We start from the raw sequence: 26,899 nt of genomic DNA on the forward strand, positions 1-26,899 counted from the left end.
AATATGAGAATAGATAAGATTTTGTCCAATTTGGGTTACGGAAGCAGGAAGGAAGTCAGGTCATTATTTAAAAACGGGGCGGTAAAAGTAAACGGGCTGCCTATCCGCGACGCCGGGCACCATGCCGATCCTGATAAAGACCAAATTACTGTGAACGGAGAGGAAATTGTATATAGGGAATTCATATATCTTATGATGAATAAGCCTCCTGGCGTTATATCCGCAACGGAGGACAACCGTGATGAAACAGTCATTGACCTTCTGGAAGCGGAGGACCTTGTTTTTGAGCCCTTCCCGGTTGGAAGGCTTGATAAGGACACTGTAGGCCTTCTGTTAATCACAAATGACGGACAGCTTGCCCACAGGCTTCTGTCCCCGAAAAAACATGTCCCAAAAACGTATTTTGCCCTTATTGATTCGGAAGTGACACAAGCAGATGTCGACAAGTTTGAAAAGGGTGTCTTCCTTGAGGATGGATATTTAACAAAGCCAGGGAAGCTGACAATCATTGAGTCAGGCACTCCTTCAAAAATCGAGCTGACGATCAGCGAGGGAAAGTTTCACCAAGTGAAAAGGATGTTTGAGTCAGTGGGGAAAAGAGTGCTGTACCTGAAACGGATTAGCATGGGCCCAATCCAGCTTGACGAAACGCTCGAGCTAGGCGAATACAGGGAGCTGTCCGAAGAAGAAATCAATCTTCTAATGTCAAATGAAGAAGCATAGAAAAAAGGAATCGCTTATGTGGCGATTCCTTTCTTGTTATACAGCGCCTAGTCAGGTGGCTCTAGTCCATACGGCACTATACGGGCGCTTCCGCTTTTCTAATTGTCTAGCTACAGCGCCCAGCGCCTATTGGACTTCGCCCACCTTCCTACGACGAAGCACAGGATGTGCGAGTAAGGCGTTGCGCACAGGACGTGCGCGCCCTTAGCGTTATAAGTCAACATCGAATCGCTCTGCTCTTCGTGTTTCCTATATCTCGTGCCGGTGTGCTCCAGTCCATACGGCACTAAACGGGCGCTTCCGCTTTTCTTTTAAGAAGTTAGTTTTACTTTTTTTTGTGTTGTTGTCCACTTTCCCCTGCTGGGACTTTTAACTAATTCATTGTAAGCTAGGACATTTAAATCCCTTTGGATCGTCCGGGGAGTAATGCCAAATTCCTCTACAAGCTCATGGGTCGTCACAGTTCCGTTCTTACATATAAACATGTAGATGGACTTGATTCGGTTTATCATCCGGTTAGTTGAAGGTTTCAAACAACCACTCCCTATCCTTTATAAAACCATTGGCAAATTCCTGCTACCGACAATTCTGAAGCTGAGGTTAGACATATGTAGTTTTCGCTATTCAGACAACTCCTTTTTTTCTTATCCAAAGGTCTGGTCTAAAGAGTTAATTACTTGCTTTTGAATTATTTTAACCCTTATCACAATTTATTTCTAGTAAATTAACCGAATTTACATAAATTTAATCCCTCCCTCCTATTGAAAGTTCGGAAATATCGGTTCTTATAAGCATTTTATTTTACAATATGGCAAGGGTACTTCAATATATGTATAATAAACGGAAGATTAAAAAATATTTAAACGCCCGCGAATCTTTTTCGATGGAGAACGTCTCCTTGCCGAAATTTTTTGGTGGAGTAAAATAGGATACAAGCACGACGAAAGTACATAGAATTGCGGAGGATTGAAAAAATGGAACAAATACATTGGAACGATGAAGCAGCAAAAAGAAAAGAAGCACTAATCAAGGATGCGCAGGAGCTTCTGCGCATCAAGAGTGTTCTCGATGAAGAAAACGCTACAGCAGAAGCGCCACTTGGAGAAGGTGTGAAGAAGGCACTTGACCATATGCTGGAGCTTGGCAAAAAGGATGGCTTTACAGTGAAAAATGTTGGAAACCTCGCCGGCCATATAGAATTTGGCGAAGGGGAAGAAATTGTGGGAATTCTTTGCCACGTGGATGTCGTTCCTGAAGGGGATGGATGGTCGAGTGATCCATATGGCGCTGAGATTCGGGACGGAAAAATATTTGCAAGGGGAGCCATTGATGATAAAGGGCCAACAATGGCTGCCTACTACGCAATGAAAATGGTTAAAGAACTCGGAGTTCCTCTGAAAAAGAGAGTGAGAATGATCCTTGGCACTGATGAGGAAAGCAATTGGCGCTGTGTGGACCACTATTTTAAACATGAGGAAATGCCCAAGATGGGTTTTGCCCCAGATGCTGATTTCCCAATCATTTATGCTGAAAAAGGGATTGCAGATTTTGATCTTGTCCAAAATGCTGAAGTGTCCGGCGAAACCAGGCATGATGCCAAGGTGATTGAATTCTCATCCGGCCGCAGATACAACATGGTTCCTGACTTCGCCACAGCTGCGTTAGAGGTTGTGGAGGGCCAGACAGAGCTAGTCCAGAAGTTTGAAGAGTATAAAAAAGAATTTGCTCTTGAAGGAAAGTGCCATGTGGATAGGGGAGTGCTAGTCATTGAGCTAGAAGGCATTTCTGCACATGGAATGGAGCCGGATAATGGAAAAAATGCTGGATTATATATGGCGGCATTTTTGTCAGGATTGAATATCGATGAAAAAGCAAAAAATTATTTCAAGTTTGTTGCAGAGAATTTAAATGGTGATTCCCGTGGACGGACTTTTGGAATTGCCTACTCCGATGAAATTACGGGAGATTTAACAATCAATACCGGCATACTAAGCTATTCGGCTGAAAATGGCGGACGGCTTGGACTAAATATGCGCTATCCGGTCACAACAGATTTGGACAAGACAATGGAGTCTCTTAAAGAAGCCATTGGGAAGAATCGTTTTAAGGTTGAGAATTTCTCGAATTCCAACCCCCACCATGTTGATGAAGATGATTTCCTGATCAGGACGTTGAAAAAAGTGTACGAAGAACAAACAGGAGAGAAAGCGGAGCTGCTTTCTATCGGTGGCGGCACATATGCCCGTTCGTTAAAATCCGGTGTCGCTTTTGGACCTCTTTTTCCAGGGCGTCCGGACATTGCCCACCAAAAAGATGAATATATTATCATTGAGGATATGCTAAAAGCCACGGCGATTTACGGGCAAGCGATCCTGGAACTTGCACGTTAAAGAAAGGGGACAGAAAATGGAATTTGTCATGCTCAACGGTGAAGTCATGAGCCGAGAAACTGCAAAAGTGGATATCGAGGACAGAGGATACCAGTTCGGAGATGGAGTATACGAAGTGATTCGCGTGTATAACAGAAAATTGTTCACTGCAGCGGAGCATCTTCGCCGCCTTGAAGAAAGCGCGAAAAAGGTTGGGATCAATGTCCCTTATTCCATTGATGAGATTCAGTCCATGCTCGAAGAATTGATAGAGCGGAATAAGATTGTTCTGGGCATTGTATATTTACAATTTACACGTGGTATTTCTCCAAGGAAGCATACATTTCCTGGGGAAGAAGTAGCTCCGACCTTTGTTGCCTACACCCGTCATGTCGGAAGGCCAGCAGAAAAGCTGGAAAAGGGCATGAAGGCAATCACGGAAGAAGATATCCGCTGGCTGCGCTGTGATATTAAAAGCTTGAACCTGCTGGGCAATCTTCTTGCCAGTCAAAAAGCCGCAGAATCGGGATGCGATGAGGCAATTTTGCACAGGGGAGAGACTGTAACAGAAGGCAGTCATACCAACGTATCGATTGTGGTTGACGGTAAGGTTGTCACACATGCGGCAGATAATTTTATCCTGAACGGGATTTCAAGGCAGAAAATGCTCGAGATTTGCAGGCGTAATGACGTGCCGGTAATCGAAAGGAATTTTACAGTCGACGAGCTTTTGAAAGCGGATGAAGTGTTCCTGACAGGTACAACGATTGAAGTAGTGCCTGTTATTGAGATTGACGGGAAACCAGCAGGAAATGGAAAGCCAGGTCCCGTAACAAGAAAGCTTCAACAGTGGTTTGAGGATGAAATCAAAGAGCTCTGCGGCAGCCTGCAGGGAGTATAATGCGAAAAGGGATTGCTTCTGGCAGTCCCTTTTGCTATTTGGGGTTATGGACATGCATACATGTAGTTCCATTGATGAAAAATACTGGAACCGGCACATGTAACAAGGATTGCGGCAGCCTGTTGATTTGGCACTGCCAAGCGTAGCCATGTTTTGCTAAAATAAAATAGTCCGTAAAACCGGTTTGCCAACAGAAGGCAGCTGGATAGGCGGTAACAGAAAGGGCTGTATGGAAATTGGAAAAGGGAGCTCACTATTTTTATGCACTTGCATTGCCTGAAGATATAAAAGCCAGGATGAGGGAAGAGATGAAATTGCTTAAGGGAAAACTTCCCTTTGAAAGATGGGTCCACCATGAGGACCTTCACGTCACCCTGGCGTTTTTGGGGAACGCAGAGGAAACCATGTTAATGGATTCAGTTGAGCGAATTGGGCGGAAAATCCCAGAGCTCAGCCCGTTTAATCTGGATATAAACCATCTTGGTGTATTCGGAACCCGGGTATTCTGGGCAGGTTTAAAGGAGCAGCCTCTTCTTAACAACGCGAGGGATTTAGTGTTTTCTTCCTGTATGGCATCTGGTTTCAAGCTGGAAACAAGGCCATTCTCCCCGCATATTACGATTGCAAGGAAGTGGGCCGGAGAAATCAGCTTTTCCCGGGCAATTCTGGAGAAAAATGACCCTTTTTTACAAGATCCTGTTAAGTTTAAAGCAGAGGAAATCGTTTTATACAGAACTCGTTTGGGGAAAGTACCGAAATACGAAGCAGAAAAGACATTCTTTCTGGCCGGTGACTGAAGTCGGCAGATGAAAGCAGGGCGAGAGTTATGGCACAGTTAATCAAGCTGCAAGATTATATTTCACGTTATGAACAAGATATTTTTAAGTATCCATCAAGGTATATGCGGTTGAAAAATAAACAATGGGATGGTGTCGCCGATAGCTGGGAACACCGGATGGATAGTATTCAATCGCCTGGCAATCCAGGGCAGGAAAGCGATGAAGACAAAAAGCCAATGGTCCAAAAAATGAGGGAGAAATTTTTCGGTGAGAGGAACGGGCAGGACCCGTGGATGGATAAACAAGCTTCTGTCCCCATCGAAGAAGAAATGGATAGAATGCCAGAAAGCACAGGATTGCTCAAGGCAAAATCTGTTGACGAACTAAAGCAGCTTTTTCTTGACAGCCTGCTTCCGTTTCAGCTGAAATGGGCCAGTTCGACATTGGCGGAAAAATCATTCGCAGACAATGGTTTTTTGGATGACGGGATTTTAAAATATTTTCTCCAGCGGTTTCCGGATACGGTTTTAGTCATGTATAAACCGGTTTTTCTGCTGAAGAAAGCGCCCGTAGAAGGTGAGGTTATCCTACTGACTCCAACTGCAGTATGGTGCATCAAGCTGCTGGAGGATGAAGGGGATGCTGTTTTTATAGGATCAAAAGAGCATTTTTGGCCATTGAAGAGAGCCAGGGAAGAAACGAAAATTTTGAATCCGCTACTTGCTCTTGAGCGGACTGGAAAGATTGTCACGAATGTGCTCAGCTCCTTTGATGTAGACATGCCGGTTCACCAGGCGATTTTGTGCAGAAACGGCTATATTGATTATTCTTTGTCTCCATACGGCATAAAGTTTATTGATAAAAGAAATTACGAAGATTGGTTTCAAACAATGAGGGGGCAGCGCTCCCCGCTGAAACATGTTCAACTGAAAGCGGCTCAAACGCTGCTCCAGTTTTGCATGACAACTTCAGTCAGACGTCTTGAATGGAAATAATGCTTGACGGCCCGAGGAGATGAGATTTAATGACAGCCATTGACCGGAAATTCCATGCTTATTTGGATGAACTGCAGACGATTACTGTACTCTTGCCGTACACCTACCATAATGGCTTGTCTTCACGGCTTATTTTGACGGATGGGAGCGAATCTATTGATCTTGATATCCGCCAGATAGTGGAACTTCCTGATTTTCAAAAATATATATGTCATACTCCTGTCCCTCCTCAAATCGGGCACTCCCACTGGATTGATGATGAGCATGGGAACAGGACAGACTTGCAAATAGGAGCAGTCATCCGAAGCACACACTTTGATAAAGCATTTTTTTATGATGGTGAACTTGGGATCAATTACAGCAAGGAGAAGACTGTTTTCAAGGTGTGGGCCCCAACAGCTACCCAGTTGAAAATAAAGCTGCTGCCCCATGAAAGCGGCACGTCAGAATTGCGGAGTATGAAAAGAGAAGCTAAAGGGGTTTGGTCCCTTACGGTGGAAGGGAATCTTGAATTGTTCCGATACAGCTACTTGGCATGTATCAACCTTGTCTGGAACGAGGCAGTTGACCCATTTGCAATGGCTTCCACCGTAAATGGAGAGTACGGGGTAGTAGTGGATATGCCAAAGACCTCCATCCAGGCATCCAGGTTTCCCTTCAATTCAAACCCTTGTGATGCGGTTATTTATGAAGTCCATATCCGGGATTTGAGTATCCATGAGTCGAGCGGGGCAAGTAAAAAGGGAACATACAGAGGGGCTACTGAAACCAGGACTGTCAGCGGATCTGGAGTTGAAACAGGGTTAAGCTACATTAAAAATCTTGGGGTCACGCATTTGGAGTTTCTTCCGTTCAATGATTTCGGGGGAGTAAATGAATTAAAACCGATGGAACAATACAATTGGGGGTACAATCCAATCCACTTTAATGTTCCCGAGGGCAGTTTTTCAACAGATCCCCAGGACCCATACTGTAGGATTACTGAACTGAAGCATCTTATTGAGTCCGTCCATTCTTTAGGGATGAGAGTCATAATGGATGTGGTCTATAACCATGTTTACATTAGAGAGGAGTCTTCATTTGAACGGCTCGTTCCCGGTTACTTTTTTCGTCATGATCAGCATGGCATGCCTTCAAATGGAACAGGGGTGGGAAATGACTTTGCTTCTGAGCGGCTGATGGCAAGAAAATTCATCCTGGATTCTGTTACTTTTTGGATGGAGGAATACAATGTTGATGGTTTCAGGTTTGATCTAATGGGCATCCTTGACATCGAAACGATGCAGGCAGTCAGGGCAGCTGTGGATAAGATTGATCCATCAGCAATTGTTATCGGAGAAGGCTGGGATTTGAATACGCCGATTCTAATGGAACAGAAAGCAAATATTAGGAACCAGCAGAAATTGCCGCGGATCGGTCAGTTTAATGACTGGTTTAGGGATACGATCAAAGGAAGCACTTTCAATCTTTATGACCGGGGCTATGTACTTGGGAATGATAGATGCACGGAATCGGCCAAACAAACTCTTGTAGGGAGTATCGGAATTGGCAGGAGGAAGAATGGCCTTTTTTCGGAACCTGGCCAGTCTGTCAATTATGTCGAATCGCATGACAACCATACTCTTTGGGATAAGCTTGCCTCTCTGGATCCTGATGAGGATGAAGTAATCCGGAAAAAACGCCATCGGCTTGCCACTTCCATTGTGCTGCTTTCCCAAGGGATTCCGTTTCTTCACGCAGGTCAGGAGTTTTTCAGAACGAAAAAAGGTATCGGGAACAGCTATCGGTCACCTAATTCCATCAACCAGCTTGATTGGGAACTTCGCGATGAAAACATGGATAATATAGAATTTTTGAAGGGAATCATCTCCATTCGTATGTCTCATCAGGCGTTTCGCTTACCTGACGCAGGCTCTGTAAGGAAATATACACAATTTATGACTCTGCCACCTCCGCTGATTGGATATTGGCTCCATGAAGTCGGAGAATTTGGAAACTGGGACGAACTTGCCGTATTTTTTAATCCTTCGCTCGAACGCCATACGGTTGAATTTCCTTTACAGGGTAAATGGAATATTCTTGCTGATTGGAACGCGGCCAGCTGTGATCCAATCAGGCAGTCTGATGGACGGCTAAGCGAACTTGAGCCATGTTCGCTACTGATTGCAGCCAAATAGAAAGTAACAAAAATTAAAACACCGGTGACAGGGTTGACCCGCCGGCTAATAGGAGATAAAATTTATTAAGATAGCTATTGCGAGGAATTGGACCGATAGCTGTCTTTTTTATTCTTTCTGCCATCAGTCTTCATTGCCGGAAGGTATATACAAAGATCTTCGGCAATGTTACGGAAATCGCGATTTAATTGAAGGTGAACAACTTTGGAAGATTTATTTGGACAAGACTGGGAAATTACACCTGCAGGTGGTGCGACAGGCGCCGCTTATTTTGCTCAGCATGAAGAACAGCGTCTGTTTTTAAAGAGGAATTCCTCTCCATTTCTCGCAGTCTTATCCGCTGAAGGAATTGTCCCGAAGCTTGTCTGGACGAAGAGGCTTGAAAACGGAGATGTCATTACAGCCCAGCAATGGCTTAACGGCAGGGAACTCAAGCCTGTTGAAATGAAGGATGAACAGGTTGCAAGGCTCCTCAGGAAGATTCATGAGTCTGAGCCGCTTCTTTCTATGCTTAAAAGGCTTGGGAAAAGCCCCCTTGAGCCAGTCACTCTCCTCCACATGCTCGATGAGGGGATTGACAGGGAGTTAACCTTGCATCCCTCGATACAATCGGCTCTGGCATTCCTAAATGGAAATGTAGGAAATGTTGATTGTGGCGAAAGGGTTGTCTGCCATTGTGATGTCAATCATAACAACTGGCTTTTATCTGAAAATAACCAGCTGTATCTGATCGACTGGGACGGGGCCATGATTGCAGACCCCGCAATTGATCTTGGGCTATTTCTTTATTCCTACATACCGAAAAATGAATGGGCCCAGTGGCTTGACCGATACGGCCTCAGCCTTTCCGAAGAATTGGAACTGCGCATGAAATGGTATGTAATAGCACAGGCACTGACATCAATACAGTGGCATAAAAAGCAGAACCGCTTTACAGAGATGGATAAGTGGATTGAGTTTTTGGAAAAAGCGATTTGATTCAGGAAAACTCGCCGATATTTTCTACCCACGATGACAGCTGATCCTGATGCGCATTGATATGCTCATCAAGGTCTGCCGTGTTTTTTCCATTCTGGCTGTAGATGTAAATCTCCTCAAGTATGGGCCTAACGTTTTGGCTGATATCGGCATTGACCATCAACGATTTAATCAGCCTTTCCAGCTGCTCGCATTCGGCAACCGATCCGCAGCAGTCTGATTGCTGGTTGCTTAAAATATCCTTCAATAAATTAACCTGGTCCGTATGGTTTAAAGGCAAGGCTGTTCACCCTTTCAAATATATTGGCCACATGGCCGTAAAAGGAATCCATCTTTATTGTGCGGATTCCTTTGTTGTTTATTCCCTTTAACAAGTTTATTTCAGCTTGAAAATGTTCAGGCATCATGATATGTTTTGAACGATATGAATTTTTCAGAGGTGTAGGTATGCGATTACGAAACAAGCCTTGGGCTAAAGATAAACTAATGGAATACCCGCAATATGTTATTCAGGAGCCAGAAAGCCACCGCGGCAAATGGGATGAGATTTTTGGAAATGACCGGCCTCTCCACATTGAGATTGGGACAGGCAAAGGAAGGTTCATCCTCGGAATGGCGGAAGCCAACCCGGAAACCAACTATATTGGAATCGAGCTCCAGCCGAGCGTCATTGTTTCTGCCCTTGACCTCCTGATTGAGGCCGAGCTTCCCAATTGCAAGCTGATGAATGTGGATGCTGCCGAGCTTGGAAAATATTTTGCGAACAAAGATGTCAGCCGGGTTTATCTGAATTTCTCGGATCCTTGGCCAAAAACCAGACATGAAAAACGGAGGCTGACATATAAGAGCTTTCTTGCTCAATATGAAGAAATACTCGGAAGCGGGGGAGAAGTCCACTTCAAAACAGACAATCAAGGCCTGTTTGAGTACTCTTTGACGAGCTTTTCCGCCTACGGGATGCTGCTGAAGGATGTCAGCCTCGATTTGCATAACAGCACTATGGAGGGGAACATCATGACAGAGTACGAAGAAAAATTTTCGGCAAAGGGCAACCGAATCTACCGTTGTGAAGCCCAGTTCAGGGGAAAATAAAAAATGCCTGCCGCGATTATTGCGGCAGGTGTTTTTTATGATTATCTAAGCGATTGTAATATTTAAAGTTTTCCGACGAAAATGGTACAATTGAGCCAATTGCAAAAATAGGGGGAATGAATATGGAGAGACTTAAACTGCAAAATGTGACATTGACCTGGCTTGACGGGGGAGTAACCCATCTTGATGGAGGAGCCATGTTTGGCGTTGTACCGAAAGCGCTTTGGTCAAGGAAGTACAAGGTGAATGAAAACAACCAGATTGAATTAAGGACAGATCCCATTCTCATTCAGGCTGATGGCGTGAACTACCTAATGGAAACAGGAATTGGATCAGGTAAACTTGATGAAAGACAAAAGCGGAATTTCGGAGTAACAGCGGAATCAAGGCTGCTCGAGTCGTTGGATGAACTGGGCATTGTCCCGGGAGAGATTGATTTTGTCCTCATGACCCACATGCACTTTGATCATGCATGCGGACTTACGGAACGTGTGGACGGTGAATATCAATCCGTGTTTCCCAATGCCAGGATTATTACGTCTGACGTCGAATGGGCTGAAATAAGAGAACCGAATATCCGGTCACAAAATACATATTGGAAAGAAAATTGGGAGGAAATCTCCGGCCAGGTAGAGACCTTTACAGGTGAATGGTCGCATGGTCCTATACGGATGGTTCATACAGGCGGCCACAGCGATGGGCATTCGATCCTCATCGTAGAGGATGTGGAAGACACAGTTATCCACATGGCAGACTTAATGCCTACACATGCCCATATGAATCCGCTCTGGGTCCTCGCGTACGATGATTATCCGATGGATTCGATTGCAGCGAAGGAAAAATGGATGAAATATGGTAAAGAAAAGCAAGTCTGGTTTACATTTTACCATGATGCTGTATACCGGGCGTTTAAGCTGGATCAGGATGGGAAAATCGGAGAGTCTATCGAGCGGCAGCTATAAGAAAAAACCTGCGGTTAACCGCAGGTTTTGCCAGCAAAGAAATCAGAGGGGATAGACGTCAAGGATGGTGCCTGTTGAAGCATCTGCAATGAATTCAAACTGTTCAGTGCCGCCGTCCTCAGTATTTCTTGAGACGCCGCCTATATATACAGTGTAATCGAGCGGTCCTTTTTGATAAGCCTCCGGATTCATGTTGATCCATGAACCGCTGATTGGACCTTCCTTTTTAAACGCTATTTTTGCCTGATCCAGTGCTTTTGCAGCTGAAACGGAAGAATTCCTGCTGGCAGCTTCCTTGATTGCATAAGCGCCTGCAAGACCTGCGCCTATCCCTAGTAAAAATGATTTCCAGTTCATATTTTCGTCCCTCCAATGGTTGTTCAGGGTGCGATTCCTTTTTTTATCATATCAAAAATTGCGGGCTGGTGAAAGAAACGGGTATCACGCGCTGGCGCTCTTCCCGAAATTTCAGTAAAATAAGAAAGTATTCATACATAAAACTAGAAAGACTTAACCATCCATGGAAGGAAGCGATACAAATGAACGAGCAGACACTTGCATTGTTTCAGACGCTAACTGAACTCCCCGGAGCACCGGGAAACGAGCATAAAGTCAGGAAGTTTATGAAGGAACAGCTAAGCCTTTACTCAGATGAAATAATCCAGGACAGGCTTGGCAGCATTTTCGGAATAAAAAAAGGCAATCCAGACGGCCCTGTTATCATGGTTGCAGGCCATATGGACGAAGTGGGCTTTATGGTGACATCGGTTACGGATAATGGAATGATCAGATTCCAGACTCTTGGGGGCTGGTGGAGCCAGGTTCTTCTTGCCCAGCGGGTACAAATCATCACAGAAAACGGATCGGTAACGGGTGTGATCGGTTCGATTCCCCCTCATTTGCTTGATGAGGCAAAGCGCAGCAAACCGATGGAAATCAGCAACATGCTGATTGATATTGGGGCTGATGACAAAGAAGATGCAAAACGGATCGGAATTAAGCCAGGACAGCAGATTGTTCCAATCTGTCCGTTCACTCCGATGGCGAACGAGAAAAAAATATTGGCTAAAGCATGGGACAACCGCTACGGCTGCGGTCTGGCCATCGAGCTTTTGAGAGAAACAAAAGGGGAAACCCTGCCTAATATGCTCTATGCGGGCGCAACCGTCCAGGAAGAAGTTGGGCTGCGCGGGGCGCAGACAGCTGCAAACATGATCAACCCTGATTTGTTTTTTGCCCTTGATGCCAGCCCTGCCAATGATATGACTGGAGACAAGAATGAATTTGGCCAGCTCGGCAAGGGGACGCTGCTCCGCATTCTCGACCGTTCGATGGTTACACACCGCGGCCTCAGGGAGTTTATGCTTGATATGGCAGAAACCCATAACATTCCCTACCAGTATTTTGTTTCGCAGGGAGGGACTGATGCTGGGCGGGTGCATACGTCCAATGAGGGTGTCCCGAGTGCGGTTATCGGCATATGCTCCCGCTATATCCATACGCATGCATCGATGATCCATGTTGATGATTATGCTGCAGCGAAGGAATTGTTAATCAAGCTGGTCAGAGCATGTGATAAGACGACGGTTGAAACAATTAGGAACAATAGCTGACGGATTGGAGGCAGATTTTCTGCCTCTTTTCCATTTTATAATATAAGAGAGGGTGACAAGTATGCTGGTTGTAGTAGGATCGAAGAATCCAGCCAAGCTAATTGCTGTAAGGAATGTATTTGAAGGGTACGACTGCGAAATAGCAGGTGCAGATATCCCTTCTGGGGTGAGGAACCAGCCAATGTCAGACGAGGAAACAATAAAGGGAGCCGTTAATCGGGCGGAAGCGGCTCTTTTAATTCAGGATGCACAAATCGGTATTGGCCTTGAAGGAGGAGTCGAGGTAACAGAAAGCGGTTTATACCTTTGCAATTGGGGAGCACTTGCAGCAGATGGCCTTGAAACCGTTATTGCCGGAGGGGCCCGGATTCCATTGCCTCCGGAAGTTGCTTCCCGCCTGCTTGACGGAGAAGAGCTCGGACCTGTGATGGATGAATACGCAGGAAAAAGAAATATCCGCAAAAACGAAGGAGCCGTGGGGATTTTTACAAACGGAAAAGTGAACCGAGGGGAAATGTTTTCGCATGTTATGAATCTTTTGCTTGGACAATATGAATACAGAATGAAAAATGGGGCATCCCGCTAAGGAGCTGTCTCTTTTTTGATTGAATCTGAACAAGCCCTTTGACCTATGATTAAAGTTCTGAAATTGACATTTTTTTCGTTCGATAGTCCTTGTTTTCAGTTTTGCCGGAAAGTATGATGAGATGGATAAGACATACTTATAGAGGAGGGAAAGTATGGGGAGAAGCAGGTGGATCGTTTTACCGATTGTTATTACCATCATGTTCCTCTGTGCTTGTTCATCTTCCGGCAGGGAAGCACAGGAAAATGCCTTTAAGGCAGCTGAGAAGGAGTTCCAAAGCGGGCAGGAGAAACCGAATCGCCATAATAAACATATAGAATACTATTTGCCATTTGGATTTGAAAAAGATAAAGAAACCCCTAATAATATTTTACTGAAGAACGGGTCAAAGAAGTATATTCTATTTTATAACTCGCATGAAAAACCTGAAAGCAAAGTTGTCTATGAGTCATCGTTTCAGCAGCTAAAGAAGTGGGATTTAAACAAAACCTTTGAAAAAGATGGGAAGTTTGGCTACATGCTCTCAAAGGAGCAGAAGGATGGCGTTTATCAGGTTGTTGTTGGCATTGGCGGGATCAAAGTGACGACAGAAACGTCAAGCCCTGAGTCCGACGCTCCGATCATGATGAAAATCGCCCATTCTGCAAGTATCAAATAAAACCGTCGATTGAATGATAACGAGTTTTATAAAGAATCTGCGCGTATACCACGTCCTTTTGGCTGTGGTATTTCTTTCAGAAGGGAATAAAATATTTCAGCATAAGCCGGTTTTGTTTATTTTTCCTGCAATGCTGTATAAAATAGATACAACGCAATGCGATGGATTGGAGGAAAGAGAATGAAAAAGCTAGAATCAATCGAGCAGTTTGAAAGCTTAAAAAACAATGGGAAGCATATCTTCCTATTTTCGGCAGACTGGTGCCCGGACTGCAGGGTGATCGAACCGTTCCTGCCCGAAGTGGAAACAAAATACAGCCAATATACATTTATTTATGTAGATAGGGACCAGTACATTGATTTGTGCATTGAAATGGATGTTTTCGGTATCCCGAGTTTTATTGCTTATCATGATGGCAATGAAGCAGGAAGATTTGTCAGCAAGGACCGGAAAACAAAGGAACAAATAGAACAATTTATCGATGGGCTGCCTTCTTAAACAGAATTTGCCTGGGCGCCTGCTGACATCCCGCGCAAGAAAGGGGAACATATGGATAGCAGAAAAATGCGAAGGGAGCTTGAGCAAAGGCTTGAGAATCCCAACAGAAAATTTATATATGACCGTGAAAAAGATGAACTTAGAATAGAAAATATTCAAACGGGGACAGGGATTACAGTCTCTCTCCCGGGAACTGTTGCAAAATGGCATGGACAAAAGGAAAAAGCCATCGACGAAACCGTCTATTATGTTTCAGAAGGGCTTGCTGCCATGGAAGAAGAAGTTGGATTGTCGGGGCAGGAACAGAAAATTTATCCTGTCATTCGTTCTGCCTCTTTTCCGGCTGAGGCAGAAGAAGGTGTGCCGTTTTTCTTTGACAGCCATACAGCTGAGACAAGGATTTATTACGCACTGGACATGGGGAAAACCTACAGGCTGATTGACAAGAAGCTTCTTTCCCGTGAAGGGTGGAGTGAAAGCCAAGTGAGGGAAACGGCGTTATTCAATGTACGTTCCCTTTCTTCCGAGTTCAAGGAAGACAAAGTGGCTGGCAATGTTTTTTATTTCCTCAATACGAATGATGGTTATGATGCAAGCAGGGTGCTGAACAGCACGCTGATGGAAAACATGAAACAGAGGATCGAAGGGACAATGGCTGCAGCGATTCCCCACCAGGACGTCCTGATAATAGCGGATATCAGGAATGACACGGGATATGACGTTCTTGCGCAAATGACGATGAGTTTCTTTGCTTCAGGGCGGGTACCTGTGACAGCATTATCTTTCCTGTATGAAGAGGGCGAGCTTGAACCGATTTTCATTATGGGCAAGAATAAGAAATGAAATAATTTGTGTGATACTCTTGTCAAAGTAAATTTAGAGAAGAAAAGTCCGTCCAGGCGGACTTTTTTTCATGCCATCTTTTGGGAATGTGTGAGACAATCTTCGGAAGATAGCTTCCAGTTACTTGGGACTGAAGGACCCAAAATTAACCGATTTGTTATTTTATCTCGAAAATTGACGAATACCTGATAAAATAGGGATGAAACAAAACAGAAAGAGTGATGTATTTGAGTTGGATAAAAAAGCTGTACCACTTTTTCGTCGTCGAAGAAGAAGAGGTTATCGAGATAAAAGACCAAAAAACCGAAGAGATGATTTACAGGAGACCGAGTAAGCAAGAGTACGGAAAAAAAGAAATGGATACAAAGATTCTTTACCAGTATCCGAAAGGACAGTTTAAATTCCCGCTTATTCCGGATAGCCAACAGAATTTACAGGAACCGCGAAAAGAAAAACGGGAAGCTGTCACGCAGAAGCAAAAGAAAAGGGAGCCTGAAAAAAGGCGTGAAATGAAGCCGGTGCCACAAGCTAAACAGAAGGGTGCAGAAAAAAAGAAAGAAAAAGACAGGCCTTCACCTATGTCCCGCCAGCCATTTCGGCCAACAGAAATACCTTCGCCCATTTACGCTTTCAGCAGGCCTAAACGGGATGTCCCTGTGGAATTCGAATTAACTGGCTTTTCCGAGAAGAAAAGCGGACAGTCTGAACACATATACAAGTCCACGCCGAATGAAGTTTCTGATATAGTCAGGCAGCTGAAGGAAAATGAGCAGAAAACCGGAAGCGAAAAGATTTTAGGCAGCGGAGAGTCAGACTTTCATCAAGCTCAATATAAAAAAGATATTCACTCCAATTATCAGCAAAAAGAACATGATTTCAAGGATGAAGTTCCTAGTGTGCTTAAAACAAATGAGGAATATATAGTACAAGAAATACAGAAAGAAGAGACACCTTTCACACTTGAAAAGAATGAGACACTTGTAACTCCGGAACTTTATTCAGCACAGGAAGTCCATATGACCAAGGAATCACGGAAAATACCAGAAATACCAGAAATACCAGAAATACCAGAAGTACTAGAAGTACCAGAAGTACCAGAAGTACCAGAAATACCAGAAATACTGGAAACACCAGAAACGCCTGAAATACCGGAAACACCAGAAACGCCAGAAACCCCAGAAACACCAGAAATACCAGCAACTCAAGAGACACCTGAAAAGCCTGCTGACAATCCTCAGGCGGCACAGCGTCAGGTTCCATTCAATGTTATTATGCTTAAGCAGGATAAAAAGAAGCTTGATTTCAGGAAAGACGTACCTTCAATCACGAGGCCAAAAGGTTTTGAGAATAAAGATTCCCGGGCGCCTGCCCTACATGAAGAAGCAGAACCTCGTGCTGACCAGGGAAAAAGCGGAATCGAGGAATCAGTGCAGGACAGTGATTATCACTTTCCGCCGCTAAGCCTTCTGGATCCGCCAGTCCATAAAGAGGTAGACGAAGAGTGGCTTCTCAGCCAGGAAAATTTGCTGAATGAGACACTGAAAAACTTTAATGTTGGCGCGAAGGTTGTCAATATGACACAGGGGCCTTCGGTCACCCGTTTTGAAGTACAGCCTGAACCAGGTGTAAAGGTCAACAAGATTACCAACCTTTCAGATGATATTAAGCTAAGCTTAGCGGCAAAGGATATTAGGATTGAAGCTCCTATTCCCGGAAAACATACAATTGGTATCGAAGTGCCCAATGAATCAAGCAGGCCGGTGCTAATAAGTGAGATTCTAGGTAAATCTCACTTTATGGACTCAGGTTCGCCACTGGCCGTTGCGCTTGGTCTTGACATCTCCGGCAGCCCAATTGTAACGGACCTAAAAAAAATGCCGCATGGCCTGATTGCCGGCGCGACAGGGTCAGGAAAAAGTGTGTGCATCAATACAATGCTTGTAAGTCTTTTGTATAATGCTCATCCTGATGATGTCAAGATGCTCCTTATTGATCCAAAAATGGTGGAGCTGGCTCCTTATAACCATATCCCGCATCTTGTAAGCCCGGTTATCACTGATGTTAAAGCGGCCACTGCAGCGTTGAAATGGGCAGTTGAGGAAATGGAACGTAGGTATGAACTATTTGCACATACAGGTGTAAGGGATATTGGCAGATTCAATTCCCTCGCAATGGAACATAAACGATACGCTGAAAAACTTCCTATGATTGTCATTGTGATTGATGAGCTTGCTGACTTAATGATGATGTCTCCAGCGGACGTCGAAGAAGCAATCTGCAGGATTGCGCAGAAAGCCAGGGCATGTGGAATCCATTTAATCATTGCAACGCAGCGACCTTCTGTTGATGTTATAACAGGGCTGATTAAAGCCAACGTACCGACTAGAATCGCTTTTTCCGTATCTTCCCAGGTGGATTCAAGAACCATTATAGATATCAGCGGTGCAGAGAAGCTGCTTGGACGCGGTGATATGCTGTTTTTGGAGAACGGTTCATCAAAACCGTTCCGCCTGCAGGGTACTTTTGTTTCAGACCGTGAGATTGATGATATTGTTGCTTTTGTCAGAGAACAGAGGGAACCTCATTATTTGTTCGAGCAGGAGGAGCTTATCAGGAAAAGTCAGATAACGGAAGAAGAAGACGAATTGTTTTTTGAAGCTTGTGAGTTCGTGATCGACCAGGGTACTGCTTCTACTTCAAGTGTTCAAAGGCGTTTTAAAATTGGGTATAACCGTGCGGCCAGGCTGATTGACATGATGGAGAAGCAAGGTTTCATTTCAGAGGGGCGCGGGAGCAGGCCGAGGGATGTCCTGATTACTGCTGCTGATTTTGAACTGATTCAAGACACTAGTACATTGGTTTAATAAGTGGTATTCTTTATTTGCGTTACACATTAAACGGTAACGGTTATGTCTGAATAAGTTAAGGTCTATGTTGAAGGAGTTTATCATGAAAGAAATCGAACTGAAAATGCAGGGAAAAATCAGCCGGCTTACCAACCAAACCTTTAAATTTGATGAAAGGGTGAAAGCCGGTTGGTTTTCTGCGGTTTACTTCCTGAAAACGAGGGAAATTGTCGAAAAATACTTCAATGACAACATAGTCACCATGCAATTTTTCCAGAGAGAAGAGACCGTACTGTGCGGAACGGATGAAGTAATTGCACTCGTAAAAACTTTTGCCGACAATACTGATGGACTTGAAATTTATTCGCTGAAGGATGGGGACAAAGTCAAACCGTTTGAGACGGTTTTGACAATAACCGGTCCGTACCAGGATTTTGGGTACCTTGAGGGTTTGATTGACGGTATCCTGGCAAGGCGGACATCGGTGGCAACAAATGTTTACAATGTAGTGAAAGCAGCCAACTGCTCTGGAAAGAATAAACCTGTCATCTTTATGGGGGACCGTGACGATCATTTCACCACCCAGGCGGGCGATGGTTATGCTGCCTACATCGGCGGCTCGACAGCCCAGGCAACGCACGCAATGAGCGAGTGGTGGGGAAAGAAAGGCATGGGCACGATGCCGCATGCCCTGATACAGCTTTTCAACGGAGATGTCGTCGCAGCAACAAAGGCCTACCAGGAAACCTTCCCGGAGGATGACTTGATTGCACTTGTCGATTATAATAATGATGCCATTACTGATGCACTCCAGGCGGCCAGGGCATTTGGCAGTGAGTTGAAAGGGGTGCGCGTAGATACCTCAGGAACCATGATTGATAAATATTTTGTCCGCAACCAGCATCTTCTCGGCACATTCGATCCTCGGGGAGTTAATGCGATGCTCATCTTTGCGCTGAGGAAAGCACTCGATGACGAGGGATTCCAGCATGTTAAAATAGTCGTCAGCGGAGGATTTAATGAGACGAGAATAACTGAGTTTGAGAAAAACGGCGTCCCTGTTGATATGTATGGGGTAGGTGGCAGTCTCCTGAAAATCAATATCGGTTTTACAGGAGATAACGTACTCCTGAACGGAGAGCACCAGGCTAAGGCCGGCAGGAAGCTGATGCCCAACCCAAGGCTTGAGAGGGTTGAATGAAGGGTTAATCAGCAACGGTGATACCTATATATGTCAGCTGGTTTATCGGCTGCTGCTAAAGGGAAGTTACAAGGCTGGCGGGTTATACACCATAACGTCCACCGGCATTCCATAGTTTTTGCCGGAAAAAGATGATATAATGTTTCATTATTAGATAGAATATAGTTGTCCGATGTTTTTCAGTAGGCAATTCAATAGCAAATTAATAGCACTGTCATATACTGTGTTACATACAGACGTTTGTTGGAGGTTCTTTAAATGAATATTTACCATTTTGTGGGTATTAAGGGGTCTGGAATGAGCTCCTTAGCTCAAATTCTTCATGATATGGACTATAAGGTGCAAGGTTCTGATATTGATAAACACTTTTTCACCCAGGTTGCCCTTGAACAATCCGGAATAAAGATCCTTCCGTTCGATAAGGATAATATAAAGCCAGGAATGACGATCATTGCCGGGAATGCTTTCCCTGATACACATGAGGAAATCGAGGAAGCCATGAAACTTGGCCTTCCGATTGTCCGTTATCACCGCTTCCTTGGTGATTTCATGCAAAACTTTGTCAGTGTGGGCATAACAGGGACTCATGGAAAAACTTCGACCACAGGCTTGCTTGCACATGTTATGGGTGGTGCTAAGCCGACTTCCTATCTGATTGGGGACGGGACCGGCAAAGGAGAGCGAGATGCCCAGTATTTTGTGTTTGAAGCGTGTGAATACCGCAGACACTTCCTGTCGTATTTCCCGGATTATGCCATTATGACCAATATTGACTTTGACCATCCTGATTACTTTGCGAATATTGATGATGTTTTTTCAGCCTTCCAGGAAGTAGCCTGGCAAGTAAAAAAAGGAATTATCGCGTGCGGGGATGATGAACAGCTGCAAAAAATCCAGGCGAAAGTCCCTGTGCTGTTTTACGGTTTCGCGGATGAAAATGACTTCCAGGCGAGGAACATCGTCAAGTCAACAAATGGGACTGCCTTTGACGTTTTCGTCAGAAATACTTTTTACGATTCTTTCTCGATTCCTTCGTTTGGAGACCATAATGTACTTAATGCTCTATCTGTCATAACGCTTTGCCATTATGAAGGAATTGATTCAAAACTGATCGCTGAGCAGCTGCAGTCCTTTAAAGGAGTGAAACGCCGTTTTTCGGAAAAGGAAATTGGGGACCAAATCATCATTGATGATTATGCCCACCATCCTACCGAAATCAAGGCTACAATTAATGCTGCGAACCAAAAATATCCGGATAGAGAGATTGTGGCAGTGTTTCAACCGCATACCTTCACAAGAACACAAACTTTTCTTAATGAATTTGCCGATAGCCTGAATCTGGCAAATCAAGTGTATCTTTGCGAAATTTTTGGTTCAGCTAGGGAAAACCATGGCAAGCTGTCCATTGAAGATTTGCAGGAGCGGATACCGGGCGCGTCCATAGTAGCTGAAGATGGCACTGAAGTTCTTAAGAAACATCGGAACGCTGTCATTTTGTTCATGGGTGCCGGAGATATCCAGAAGTTCCAGGAAGCATATGAAAAGCAGTTGAATGAATAATAAAAGGAGTAAGCGCGATTTAAGCTGCGCTTACTCCTTTTTTAGGATATTTACGGAAAAATATGCAAAATTACTGAAACTAAAGTTGTTATCCCTCGTAGTATTATAGGAGAATATGACGAGGAGGAGAACAATGGAGACACAAACAGAAACAAAAATTGTACATGCGAAGCCTTCTTTGCTGGGGATGTATACAAGCCCGGGAGATCAGTTTGAGAGAATAAGAGTGAATCCGAGAATCTGGATGCCTCTGGCGATTGTGACGATTCTTAGTGTAATTGGATCAGCCCTTATTGCAATGGGGATGGATGCGTCCTTTTTTATCGAAATGGGAACTCCGAAAGATCAGGCAGAAACGGTTGTCGGTTTTACTAAAATCGTGACAGTTATCACAGGTTTCCTCACGCCGATATTTACAGTGTTGATCAGCAGTGCGATTTATTTGGCTATTGCCAAAATTGCAGGCTCCGAAGTCAAATTTAAACAGCTTTTTTCAATGAATTCTCACATTATGATTATCAGTATTACAGGACTTATACTAAATGGAATTGTAAACTTGGCAATAGGAGGTAATCCTGAAGTCCTGGTAACTTCCCTTGCTGGACTATTGAATCAGGAGAAAACAGGGGCGCTTAGTGCGATCGAGCTCTTTTCAATCTGGAATCTAATTCTTGTCGCCATTGGCCTGCAAAAAGTCGGTAGGCTCTCTAAAGGACTTTCTTGGACTGTTGCCATTATCTTCTTCCTGATTTCTGTTGGCTTCTCAGCATTGAACGGTTTGATAAGTTCGGTGCAGCTATGAGGAATAAAAAAGTTTGGATAGCGGTGGGGGTCGTGGCCCTCATCGCTCTTATGGTGGGTGTCAGTGTTTATCGTCAGGCTTTTGCGGAAGGGCCATCGGTGCAGACAACAGCCTTGAAGCACGAAGATCTTTCATCAGAGCTAATGATTCCCGGCACTGTAAAGTTGCAATCAGAACAAATTGTCTATGCCTCTCCCGAGAAAGGCAAAGTAAAAGAAATCATGGTAAAAGAAGGGCAGGACATTATAAAAGGGACAGTGCTGGTTAAATTTGAGAACCCTGAAATCGAACTCGAAGCCGAGAAAAACAATCTTGCAATCGAGACTGGCTACTTAAAAATCAATCAATTGAAGAAACAGCTTGATCAGATGTATGTGAAGAAAAAAGAATTGACCGAGGGAGCAGAAGCCGAAGAAGCGAAAAAAGAGCTTGATTCAGAGATTGAACAGCTCGAGTCAGAAAAGAAAATGGCTGACCTTGATTTGAAACAAAGCCTCCTTCAAAAAGAACAATTGTCGAAGCAATTAGAAGAATTAGAGGTTAAAAGTAATATAGACGGTAAAGTGTTTTCAGTAAATGCCGAAACAGAACCATTAGCGGAAGGCGCAGCACCGGAACCAATCGTTCATGCAGGAAAACTTGAAGACATGGTGATTTCTGGGTTTCTTTCGGAGTTTGATACGCTGAAAGTAAAAGCCGGGCAAAAAGTCAGTATAAAGACAGACGCAATTCCTGATCAGAAATGGCAAGGTGAAATTAAGACTGTCAGCACGCTACCCCAGCAGGAACAGCAAAGTATGGATAGCGGGAATCAAGCTGTCCAATATAAAGTGACAGCAGGGGTCAAGGGTGGAACGGATATGCTGAAGCCGGGGTTCCAGGTGATAATGGAAATAGAGACAGAAAGCAAAAAAGCGAATCTTCTGCCCGTGGAAGCTGTTTTGGATGATGGCAATGCGCAATATGTTTACATAGTAAAAAGTGGAGTCGTCAATAAGAAAAAGGTAAAGACGGGCATTGCTTCAGGAAATAAGATAGAAATATTGGATGGTGTTTCAAAAAAGGACAAAGTCGCGAAAAATGATCTTGAACGTCTTGAAGACGGGATGGAAGTGACTGTTCAATGATCGCTCTTGAATCCATTTCGAAAGTGTACACCATTGGAAAAGAAAATGTGCATGTCCTGAATAACATTAACCTTGAAATACAACAAGGTGAGTTCGTTGCAATCATGGGACCATCCGGTTCAGGGAAATCAACCTTGATGAATATGATCGGCTGCCTGGATAAGCCATCTGAAGGCTCTTACTATCTTGGCGGTGAGGATGTTTCTGGATACAAAGATAACGAGTTGGCAAAAGTCCGGAACCAATCGATCGGGTTTGTTTTTCAGCAGTTTCATTTACTCCCAAGGTTGACCGCATTGAAAAATGTTGAGCTACCGATGATTTATGCAGGCATGAAAAAGGATGAACGCATCGAAAAAGCAAAGGAAGCACTTCGTAAGGTGGGGCTTGAAGATAGGATGGACCATTTGCCCAATGCTTTGTCCGGCGGCCAGAAACAGCGAGTAGCCATTGCAAGGGCAATTGTGAATAATCCTAAATTGATACTGGCGGATGAACCGACTGGGGCGCTTGATACGAAGACAAGCACCTCCATCATGGAGCTCTTCAACAAATTAAATGAAGAAGGAACGACGATCATTGTTGTTACCCATGAACCGGAGGTAGCAGAATACGCCCGGCGGACAATCATGGTCAGGGATGGGATGATCCAGTCGGCATCCATGAAGAGTAAGGGGGCAGAGCAGTGAAGTTTATGGAGAATATATCCATGGCACTTGGTTCCCTTAAAGCTCACAAAATGCGGAGTATTTTGACGATGCTTGGCATTATCATAGGCGTAGGTGCTGTCATTATTGTCGTTGCGATAGGGCAGGGCGGTGAAGCGATGCTGAAATCCCAAATTTCGGGGTCAGGCAATACAGTCGAGCTCTTCTTCCAGCCTTCTGAAGAAGAGATGAGGGTAAATCCAAATATCATGAATCAGCCCCCTTTCAGGCAAGAAGATGTCCGTGCTTTGGAAGGCATACCCGAGGTGAAGAAAGTTGTTACAAGCAGTTCTCAGTTTTCTTCTGTGAGCTATAAAGAAAAATCAGCCGAAGCATCCATAACGGGGATAAATAATGCTTATTTAGAATTAAATGATTTAAAGGTGAATAAAGGAAGAAGTTTTTCTGCTTCTGATTTTCTTGGCGGCCGGCGGGTTGGCCTGATTAGCCATTCAACAAAGGAAGAATTGTTTAAAGAACAATCACCAATAGGCCAAATCATCAAGATAGCCAACCAGCCTGTTGAAGTGATTGGTGTACTAGAAAAGCCGACCGGTTTGTTTGGTTTTAGTTCCGTGGAAGTATACATGCCGATTCAGACATGGAGAACGGTTTATGGGAAGAGTGAGTTTTCGCAAATCACCCTCCAGGCAGCCTCGGCAGACGAACTGCAAAAAGCAGGAAAAAAGGCTGCCAGACTTTTAAATACTCTTCATAATACTGAAGACTCTTACCAGGTGGTAAATATGGAGGAGATTGCAGAGGGAATAGGCCAGGTTACCAGGATTATGACATTGATTATCGGAAGCATCGCGGGAATTTCGCTGTTTGTCGGAGGAATTGGTGTCATGAATATTATGCTCGTTTCTGTAACTGAAAGAACGAGGGAAATTGGAATCCGAATGGCATTGGGGGCAACGAGAGGCCAGGTGATGACGCAATTTTTGATTGAATCCATCACCCTAACGCTGATTGGAGGAATGATCGGTATACTCGTCGGCTGGGGAGTTGCTTCTCTTGTTAGCGTATTCGCTGGTTGGCCATCCCTTATTTCCTGGCAAGTGGTTGCTGGAGGCGTATTATTTTCAATGGTCATCGGTGTTGTGTTTGGGCTATTGCCTGCAAACAAGGCATCAAAGCTGGATCCTATCGAGTCGCTCAGATATGAATAAAGAGAAAAGGCATCGGATTCGATGCCTTTTTCATTGTTGGCTATTTCAGATTTTCCGGATTCAATCCTTCCAGCTCTGGAAGTACGAAGCGGCCATCTTTGCGGATTAATACATCATCAAAATAAATTTCTCCTCCGCCATATTCAGGGCGCTGGATGTTGACCATATCCCAGTGTATGTTTGAATGGTTTCCATTGAATGCATCGTCATAGCACTGGCCTGGCGTGAAATGGAAACTTCCATCGATTTTTTCATCGAAAAGAATGTCCTGCATAGGGTTCTGGATATAAGGGTTAACGCCGATTGCAAATTCACCGATATAGCGAGCTCCTTCATCTGTATCGAAAATCTTGTTGATCCGCTCACTGTCATTTGCTGTGGCTTCGATTATTTTTCCATCTTTGAAGGTTAGGCGGACATTTTCGAATGTAAAGCCGTGATAGGGTGACGGCGTGTTATAGGTAATGGTGCCATTCACAGAGTCCCTGACCGGTGCTGTGTAAACTTCTCCATCTGGAATGTTTAGCTCACCTGCACACTTAACTGCCTTGATATTCTTAATGGAAAAACTAAGGTCTGTTCCAGGGCCGGTAAGCCTTACTTTATCCGTCCTGTCCATAAGATTGGCAAGGCTGTCCATCGCTTTATCCATTTTTCCATAATCAAGATTGCAAACATTAAAGTAGAAATCTTCAAATGATTCAGTGCTCATCTTGGCCAGCTGCGCCATTGAAGCGTTTGGATAGCGGAGAACAACCCATTTTGTTTTTGGTACACGAATGTCTCTATGTACTTTTTTTCCAATTGTTGAGCCATGGATTTTCATTTTGTCATCAGGCACATCGGCATGTTCGTTGATGTTATCGCCAGAGCGCAGGCCAATATAGGCATCCATTTCATTCATGACATTTGCCTCGAAGTCGGCCATCATGCTGAATTGCTCTTCCTTCGCCCCAAGCAGCAGTGCCCTGTCAACCTGCTGGTCTTTTAATAGTACAAACGGGAAACCGCCAGCCTCATAGGCCTCTTTTACCAAGGCAGTCACCAGCTCGCGTTGCAGGCCGAAGTTTTCAATCAGCACCTTTTCTCCTTTTTGGAGCTTAACTGAATAATTAATCAGATTTTTGGCAAGTTTTTCGATACGCGGGTCCTTCATCCTGTAACCTCCATTGACTTTTTTTAAAACATAATATTATTGTAACCGAATCTACTGGATTTTGCTGAATCTAATCCTTATGATAAAAGAAGAAGGAATAGGAAATCATGGTTATGGGAATACAAAGGAACGATATGGTTTTATGTCCTGTATGTCCGGGTAAGAAAGAAGTAAGCTAACGGAGGTGTTCAACACATGGAAATTATTTTGTATTTGAGCGTTGCTGTCATCGCGGTTGCGTTTTTGGTTCTCGTTATCTATCTGGCAAAAACACTAAACTCGCTGCAATCTACGCTGGATAGTGCAGCTCATACTCTTTCGGGCCTTGAAAGGCAACTGGACGGAGTTACAAAGGAGACAGCGCTCTTACTACATAAAACCAATACGCTGGCAGATGACATTCAAAAGAAATCGGAGAGTCTAAACGGAGTGGTTGACGCGGTAAAGGATGTCGGTAATTCAGTTCAAAAGTTCAATCAATCTATCCACAGCATTTCTTCTGCAGTGAATCAACAGATTGACAAAAATCAGGACAAGATTTCCCAGGTTGTCCAATGGAGCAATGTTTTTCTTGAACTGAAAGACAAATGGAAAACAAGGCGTTCAACACCCATTCAGCACCAGCTAGAAAGGGAAGATATTGTATCAAGAAACAAGGATAGGGCAAATTATTAAAAAGGAGGATGACTATGAACAGGGAATATAACAGCAAAATGAATAGTGAAAGCAGTTCAAGGGATTTTGTAACAGGTGCTGTCATTGGCGGTCTTGCAGGCGCTCTTGCGGCTTTGCTCCTCGCCCCAAAATCAGGAAGGGAAATGAGAAGTTGCTTGAATGATCAAACGACAACCATTCTTGGAAAAACAGATAAGCTGCGTCAAGCAGCTATGGCAAAAAGCGGTGAACTAGCATCTGTAGCTAAAGATAAGGCCAGTACATTGACACAGCAATCTGCTAATCTCCTCAACAAGGTAAAGGGCGGTAATTCTGAAGGAAACGAAGGACCTGCCGGAGACTTGGATAATGTTACAACTTCAATGGCCGAGACAAACAGCATGGGCCAGACACATACAGCAACTGGCGAAGAAATCCAGAAAAAGCTTGCGGAAACCCAAAAGGCTTTTGATGAAACAGAAAATAAACTGAATCAGTAA

Annotated in this window: 27 protein-coding genes; 23 read left to right on the forward strand and 4 right to left on the reverse strand. The window is 44.2% G+C overall.

Features of this window, described 5'->3' with window-relative positions:
• The first annotated feature begins 3 nt into the window (after window positions 1-3).
• Window positions 4-723, forward strand: a complete 720-nt coding sequence (locus D1970_RS16295) for a pseudouridine synthase (protein WP_119113925.1) — start codon at window positions 4-6, stop codon at window positions 721-723.
• A 311-nt stretch (window positions 724-1,034) separates the two neighbouring features.
• On the opposite strand, the gene D1970_RS16300 is transcribed toward D1970_RS16295, so the two are convergent.
• Window positions 1,035-1,256, reverse strand: coding sequence for a DeoR family transcriptional regulator (locus tag D1970_RS16300; RefSeq protein WP_119113926.1), 222 nt, complete (start codon window positions 1,254-1,256; stop codon window positions 1,035-1,037).
• Between the two features lie 441 nt (window positions 1,257-1,697).
• Here D1970_RS16300 and pepV point away from each other — a divergent pair, with 441 nt between their 5' ends.
• From pepV to D1970_RS16330, 6 genes are all read left to right on the forward strand, one after another.
• Window positions 1,698-3,113, forward strand: coding sequence for a dipeptidase PepV (pepV, locus tag D1970_RS16305; protein ID WP_119113927.1), 1,416 nt, complete (start codon window positions 1,698-1,700; stop codon window positions 3,111-3,113).
• Between the two features lie 16 nt (window positions 3,114-3,129).
• Complete coding sequence (gene dat / locus D1970_RS16310; protein ID WP_119113928.1) at window positions 3,130-3,993, forward strand: D-amino-acid transaminase; 864 nt, start codon at window positions 3,130-3,132, stop codon at window positions 3,991-3,993.
• Between the two features lie 236 nt (window positions 3,994-4,229).
• On the forward strand, window positions 4,230-4,790 hold the full coding sequence (gene thpR, locus D1970_RS16315) for an RNA 2',3'-cyclic phosphodiesterase (protein WP_119113929.1): 561 nt from the start codon (window positions 4,230-4,232) through the stop codon (window positions 4,788-4,790).
• Window positions 4,791-4,819: 29 nt separating this feature from the next.
• Window positions 4,820-5,767 (forward strand): NERD domain-containing protein, encoded by a 948-nt coding sequence (locus D1970_RS16320; RefSeq protein WP_119113930.1) that lies wholly within the window; start codon window positions 4,820-4,822, stop codon window positions 5,765-5,767.
• 29 nt (window positions 5,768-5,796) lie between these two features.
• Window positions 5,797-7,944: a type I pullulanase gene (gene pulA, locus D1970_RS16325; RefSeq protein WP_119113931.1), complete on the forward strand. Its 2,148-nt coding sequence runs from the start codon at window positions 5,797-5,799 to the stop codon at window positions 7,942-7,944.
• 204 nt (window positions 7,945-8,148) lie between these two features.
• Window positions 8,149-8,922, forward strand: a complete 774-nt coding sequence (locus D1970_RS16330; RefSeq protein ID WP_119113932.1) for a phosphotransferase family protein — start codon at window positions 8,149-8,151, stop codon at window positions 8,920-8,922.
• A 1-nt stretch (window position 8,923) separates the two neighbouring features.
• On the opposite strand, the gene D1970_RS16335 is transcribed toward D1970_RS16330, so the two are convergent.
• On the reverse strand, window positions 8,924-9,202 hold the full coding sequence (locus tag D1970_RS16335; protein WP_119113933.1) for a YtzH-like family protein: 279 nt from the start codon (window positions 9,200-9,202) through the stop codon (window positions 8,924-8,926).
• A 167-nt stretch (window positions 9,203-9,369) separates the two neighbouring features.
• Here D1970_RS16335 and trmB point away from each other — a divergent pair, with 167 nt between their 5' ends.
• Both trmB and D1970_RS16345 read left to right on the forward strand, forming a co-directional pair.
• Window positions 9,370-10,014 carry a tRNA (guanosine(46)-N7)-methyltransferase TrmB gene (gene trmB / locus D1970_RS16340; protein ID WP_119113934.1) on the forward strand — a complete coding sequence of 215 codons (645 nt, stop codon included), beginning with the start codon at window positions 9,370-9,372 and terminating at the stop codon, window positions 10,012-10,014.
• 122 nt (window positions 10,015-10,136) lie between these two features.
• Window positions 10,137-10,976: a YtnP family quorum-quenching lactonase gene (locus D1970_RS16345; RefSeq protein WP_119113935.1), complete on the forward strand. Its 840-nt coding sequence runs from the start codon at window positions 10,137-10,139 to the stop codon at window positions 10,974-10,976.
• Window positions 10,977-11,018: 42 nt separating this feature from the next.
• Here D1970_RS16345 and D1970_RS16350 read toward each other — a convergent pair whose 3' ends face one another.
• Entirely contained in the window at window positions 11,019-11,333 is a 315-nt protein-coding gene (locus tag D1970_RS16350) for a PepSY domain-containing protein (RefSeq protein ID WP_119113936.1), read from the reverse strand.
• A 182-nt stretch (window positions 11,334-11,515) separates the two neighbouring features.
• Here D1970_RS16350 and D1970_RS16355 point away from each other — a divergent pair, with 182 nt between their 5' ends.
• From D1970_RS16355 to D1970_RS16410, 12 genes are all read left to right on the forward strand, one after another.
• On the forward strand, window positions 11,516-12,589 hold the full coding sequence (locus D1970_RS16355; protein WP_119113937.1) for a M42 family metallopeptidase: 1,074 nt from the start codon (window positions 11,516-11,518) through the stop codon (window positions 12,587-12,589).
• A gap of 61 nt (window positions 12,590-12,650) precedes the next feature.
• Window positions 12,651-13,175, forward strand: a complete 525-nt coding sequence (locus D1970_RS16360) for a DUF84 family protein (RefSeq protein ID WP_119113938.1) — start codon at window positions 12,651-12,653, stop codon at window positions 13,173-13,175.
• A 154-nt stretch (window positions 13,176-13,329) separates the two neighbouring features.
• Window positions 13,330-13,833, forward strand: coding sequence for a hypothetical protein (locus tag D1970_RS16365; RefSeq protein WP_119113939.1), 504 nt, complete (start codon window positions 13,330-13,332; stop codon window positions 13,831-13,833).
• 180 nt (window positions 13,834-14,013) lie between these two features.
• Window positions 14,014-14,331, forward strand: coding sequence for a thioredoxin family protein (locus D1970_RS16370; protein ID WP_119113940.1), 318 nt, complete (start codon window positions 14,014-14,016; stop codon window positions 14,329-14,331).
• A gap of 51 nt (window positions 14,332-14,382) precedes the next feature.
• Complete coding sequence (locus D1970_RS16375) at window positions 14,383-15,174, forward strand: DUF1444 domain-containing protein (protein WP_119113941.1); 792 nt, start codon at window positions 14,383-14,385, stop codon at window positions 15,172-15,174.
• 227 nt (window positions 15,175-15,401) lie between these two features.
• Window positions 15,402-18,038 carry a DNA translocase FtsK gene (locus D1970_RS16380; protein WP_119113942.1) on the forward strand — a complete coding sequence of 879 codons (2,637 nt, stop codon included), beginning with the start codon at window positions 15,402-15,404 and terminating at the stop codon, window positions 18,036-18,038.
• Between the two features lie 85 nt (window positions 18,039-18,123).
• Window positions 18,124-19,221: a nicotinate phosphoribosyltransferase gene (locus D1970_RS16385; protein WP_119113943.1), complete on the forward strand. Its 1,098-nt coding sequence runs from the start codon at window positions 18,124-18,126 to the stop codon at window positions 19,219-19,221.
• A gap of 258 nt (window positions 19,222-19,479) precedes the next feature.
• A complete protein-coding gene (murC, locus tag D1970_RS16390) occupies window positions 19,480-20,781 on the forward strand; it encodes a UDP-N-acetylmuramate--L-alanine ligase (protein WP_119113944.1) in 1,302 nt (433 codons plus the stop codon).
• Window positions 20,782-20,914: 133 nt separating this feature from the next.
• Entirely contained in the window at window positions 20,915-21,583 is a 669-nt protein-coding gene (gene yknW, locus D1970_RS16395; RefSeq protein WP_119113945.1) for a YknW family membrane protein, read from the forward strand.
• Complete coding sequence (locus tag D1970_RS16400) at window positions 21,580-22,710, forward strand: efflux RND transporter periplasmic adaptor subunit (protein ID WP_119113946.1); 1,131 nt, start codon at window positions 21,580-21,582, stop codon at window positions 22,708-22,710. Before yknW ends, D1970_RS16400 begins: the two co-directional genes overlap by 4 nt.
• Window positions 22,707-23,399, forward strand: coding sequence for an ABC transporter ATP-binding protein (locus tag D1970_RS16405; RefSeq protein WP_119113947.1), 693 nt, complete (start codon window positions 22,707-22,709; stop codon window positions 23,397-23,399). The genes D1970_RS16400 and D1970_RS16405 overlap by 4 nt, the downstream gene beginning before the upstream one ends.
• Window positions 23,396-24,589 carry an ABC transporter permease gene (locus tag D1970_RS16410; RefSeq protein ID WP_119113948.1) on the forward strand — a complete coding sequence of 398 codons (1,194 nt, stop codon included), beginning with the start codon at window positions 23,396-23,398 and terminating at the stop codon, window positions 24,587-24,589. Before D1970_RS16405 ends, D1970_RS16410 begins: the two co-directional genes overlap by 4 nt.
• Before the next feature lie 40 nt (window positions 24,590-24,629).
• Here D1970_RS16410 and D1970_RS16415 read toward each other — a convergent pair whose 3' ends face one another.
• A complete protein-coding gene (locus D1970_RS16415) occupies window positions 24,630-25,745 on the reverse strand; it encodes an aminopeptidase (RefSeq protein WP_119113949.1) in 1,116 nt (371 codons plus the stop codon).
• 195 nt (window positions 25,746-25,940) lie between these two features.
• Here D1970_RS16415 and D1970_RS16420 point away from each other — a divergent pair, with 195 nt between their 5' ends.
• Window positions 25,941-26,420: a DUF948 domain-containing protein gene (locus D1970_RS16420; protein ID WP_119113950.1), complete on the forward strand. Its 480-nt coding sequence runs from the start codon at window positions 25,941-25,943 to the stop codon at window positions 26,418-26,420.
• Between the two features lie 14 nt (window positions 26,421-26,434).
• Window positions 26,435-26,899 carry a YtxH domain-containing protein gene (locus D1970_RS16425; RefSeq protein ID WP_119113951.1) on the forward strand — a complete coding sequence of 155 codons (465 nt, stop codon included), beginning with the start codon at window positions 26,435-26,437 and terminating at the stop codon, window positions 26,897-26,899.

Source organism: Mesobacillus zeae (assembly GCF_003570705.1).
GTDB classification, from domain to species: Bacteria; Bacillota; Bacilli; order Bacillales; family Cytobacillaceae; genus Mesobacillus_C; species Mesobacillus_C zeae.

Excerpts from the sequence above, each read along its gene's own strand:
- D1970_RS16295 (WP_119113925.1), top strand. The coding sequence starts at position 4 with ATGAGAATAGATAAGATTTTGTCCAATTTGGGTTACGGAAGCAGGAAG.
- pepV (WP_119113927.1), top strand. The coding sequence starts at position 1,698 with ATGGAACAAATACATTGGAACGATGAAGCAGCAAAAAGAAAAGAAGCA.
- dat (WP_119113928.1), top strand. The coding sequence starts at position 3,130 with ATGGAATTTGTCATGCTCAACGGTGAAGTCATGAGCCGAGAAACTGCA.
- D1970_RS16320 (WP_119113930.1), top strand. The coding sequence starts at position 4,820 with ATGGCACAGTTAATCAAGCTGCAAGATTATATTTCACGTTATGAACAA.
- pulA (WP_119113931.1), top strand. The coding sequence starts at position 5,797 with ATGACAGCCATTGACCGGAAATTCCATGCTTATTTGGATGAACTGCAG.
- trmB (WP_119113934.1), top strand. The coding sequence starts at position 9,370 with ATGCGATTACGAAACAAGCCTTGGGCTAAAGATAAACTAATGGAATAC.
- D1970_RS16345 (WP_119113935.1), top strand. The coding sequence starts at position 10,137 with ATGGAGAGACTTAAACTGCAAAATGTGACATTGACCTGGCTTGACGGG.
- D1970_RS16350 (WP_119113936.1), bottom strand. The coding sequence starts at position 11,333 with ATGAACTGGAAATCATTTTTACTAGGGATAGGCGCAGGTCTTGCAGGC.
- D1970_RS16355 (WP_119113937.1), top strand. The coding sequence starts at position 11,516 with ATGAACGAGCAGACACTTGCATTGTTTCAGACGCTAACTGAACTCCCC.
- D1970_RS16360 (WP_119113938.1), top strand. The coding sequence starts at position 12,651 with ATGCTGGTTGTAGTAGGATCGAAGAATCCAGCCAAGCTAATTGCTGTA.
- D1970_RS16365 (WP_119113939.1), top strand. The coding sequence starts at position 13,330 with ATGGGGAGAAGCAGGTGGATCGTTTTACCGATTGTTATTACCATCATG.
- D1970_RS16370 (WP_119113940.1), top strand. The coding sequence starts at position 14,014 with ATGAAAAAGCTAGAATCAATCGAGCAGTTTGAAAGCTTAAAAAACAAT.
- D1970_RS16375 (WP_119113941.1), top strand. The coding sequence starts at position 14,383 with ATGGATAGCAGAAAAATGCGAAGGGAGCTTGAGCAAAGGCTTGAGAAT.
- D1970_RS16385 (WP_119113943.1), top strand. The coding sequence starts at position 18,124 with ATGAAAGAAATCGAACTGAAAATGCAGGGAAAAATCAGCCGGCTTACC.
- murC (WP_119113944.1), top strand. The coding sequence starts at position 19,480 with ATGAATATTTACCATTTTGTGGGTATTAAGGGGTCTGGAATGAGCTCC.
- yknW (WP_119113945.1), top strand. The coding sequence starts at position 20,915 with ATGGAGACACAAACAGAAACAAAAATTGTACATGCGAAGCCTTCTTTG.
- D1970_RS16400 (WP_119113946.1), top strand. The coding sequence starts at position 21,580 with ATGAGGAATAAAAAAGTTTGGATAGCGGTGGGGGTCGTGGCCCTCATC.
- D1970_RS16405 (WP_119113947.1), top strand. The coding sequence starts at position 22,707 with ATGATCGCTCTTGAATCCATTTCGAAAGTGTACACCATTGGAAAAGAA.
- D1970_RS16415 (WP_119113949.1), bottom strand. The coding sequence starts at position 25,745 with ATGAAGGACCCGCGTATCGAAAAACTTGCCAAAAATCTGATTAATTAT.
- D1970_RS16420 (WP_119113950.1), top strand. The coding sequence starts at position 25,941 with ATGGAAATTATTTTGTATTTGAGCGTTGCTGTCATCGCGGTTGCGTTT.
- D1970_RS16425 (WP_119113951.1), top strand. The coding sequence starts at position 26,435 with ATGAACAGGGAATATAACAGCAAAATGAATAGTGAAAGCAGTTCAAGG.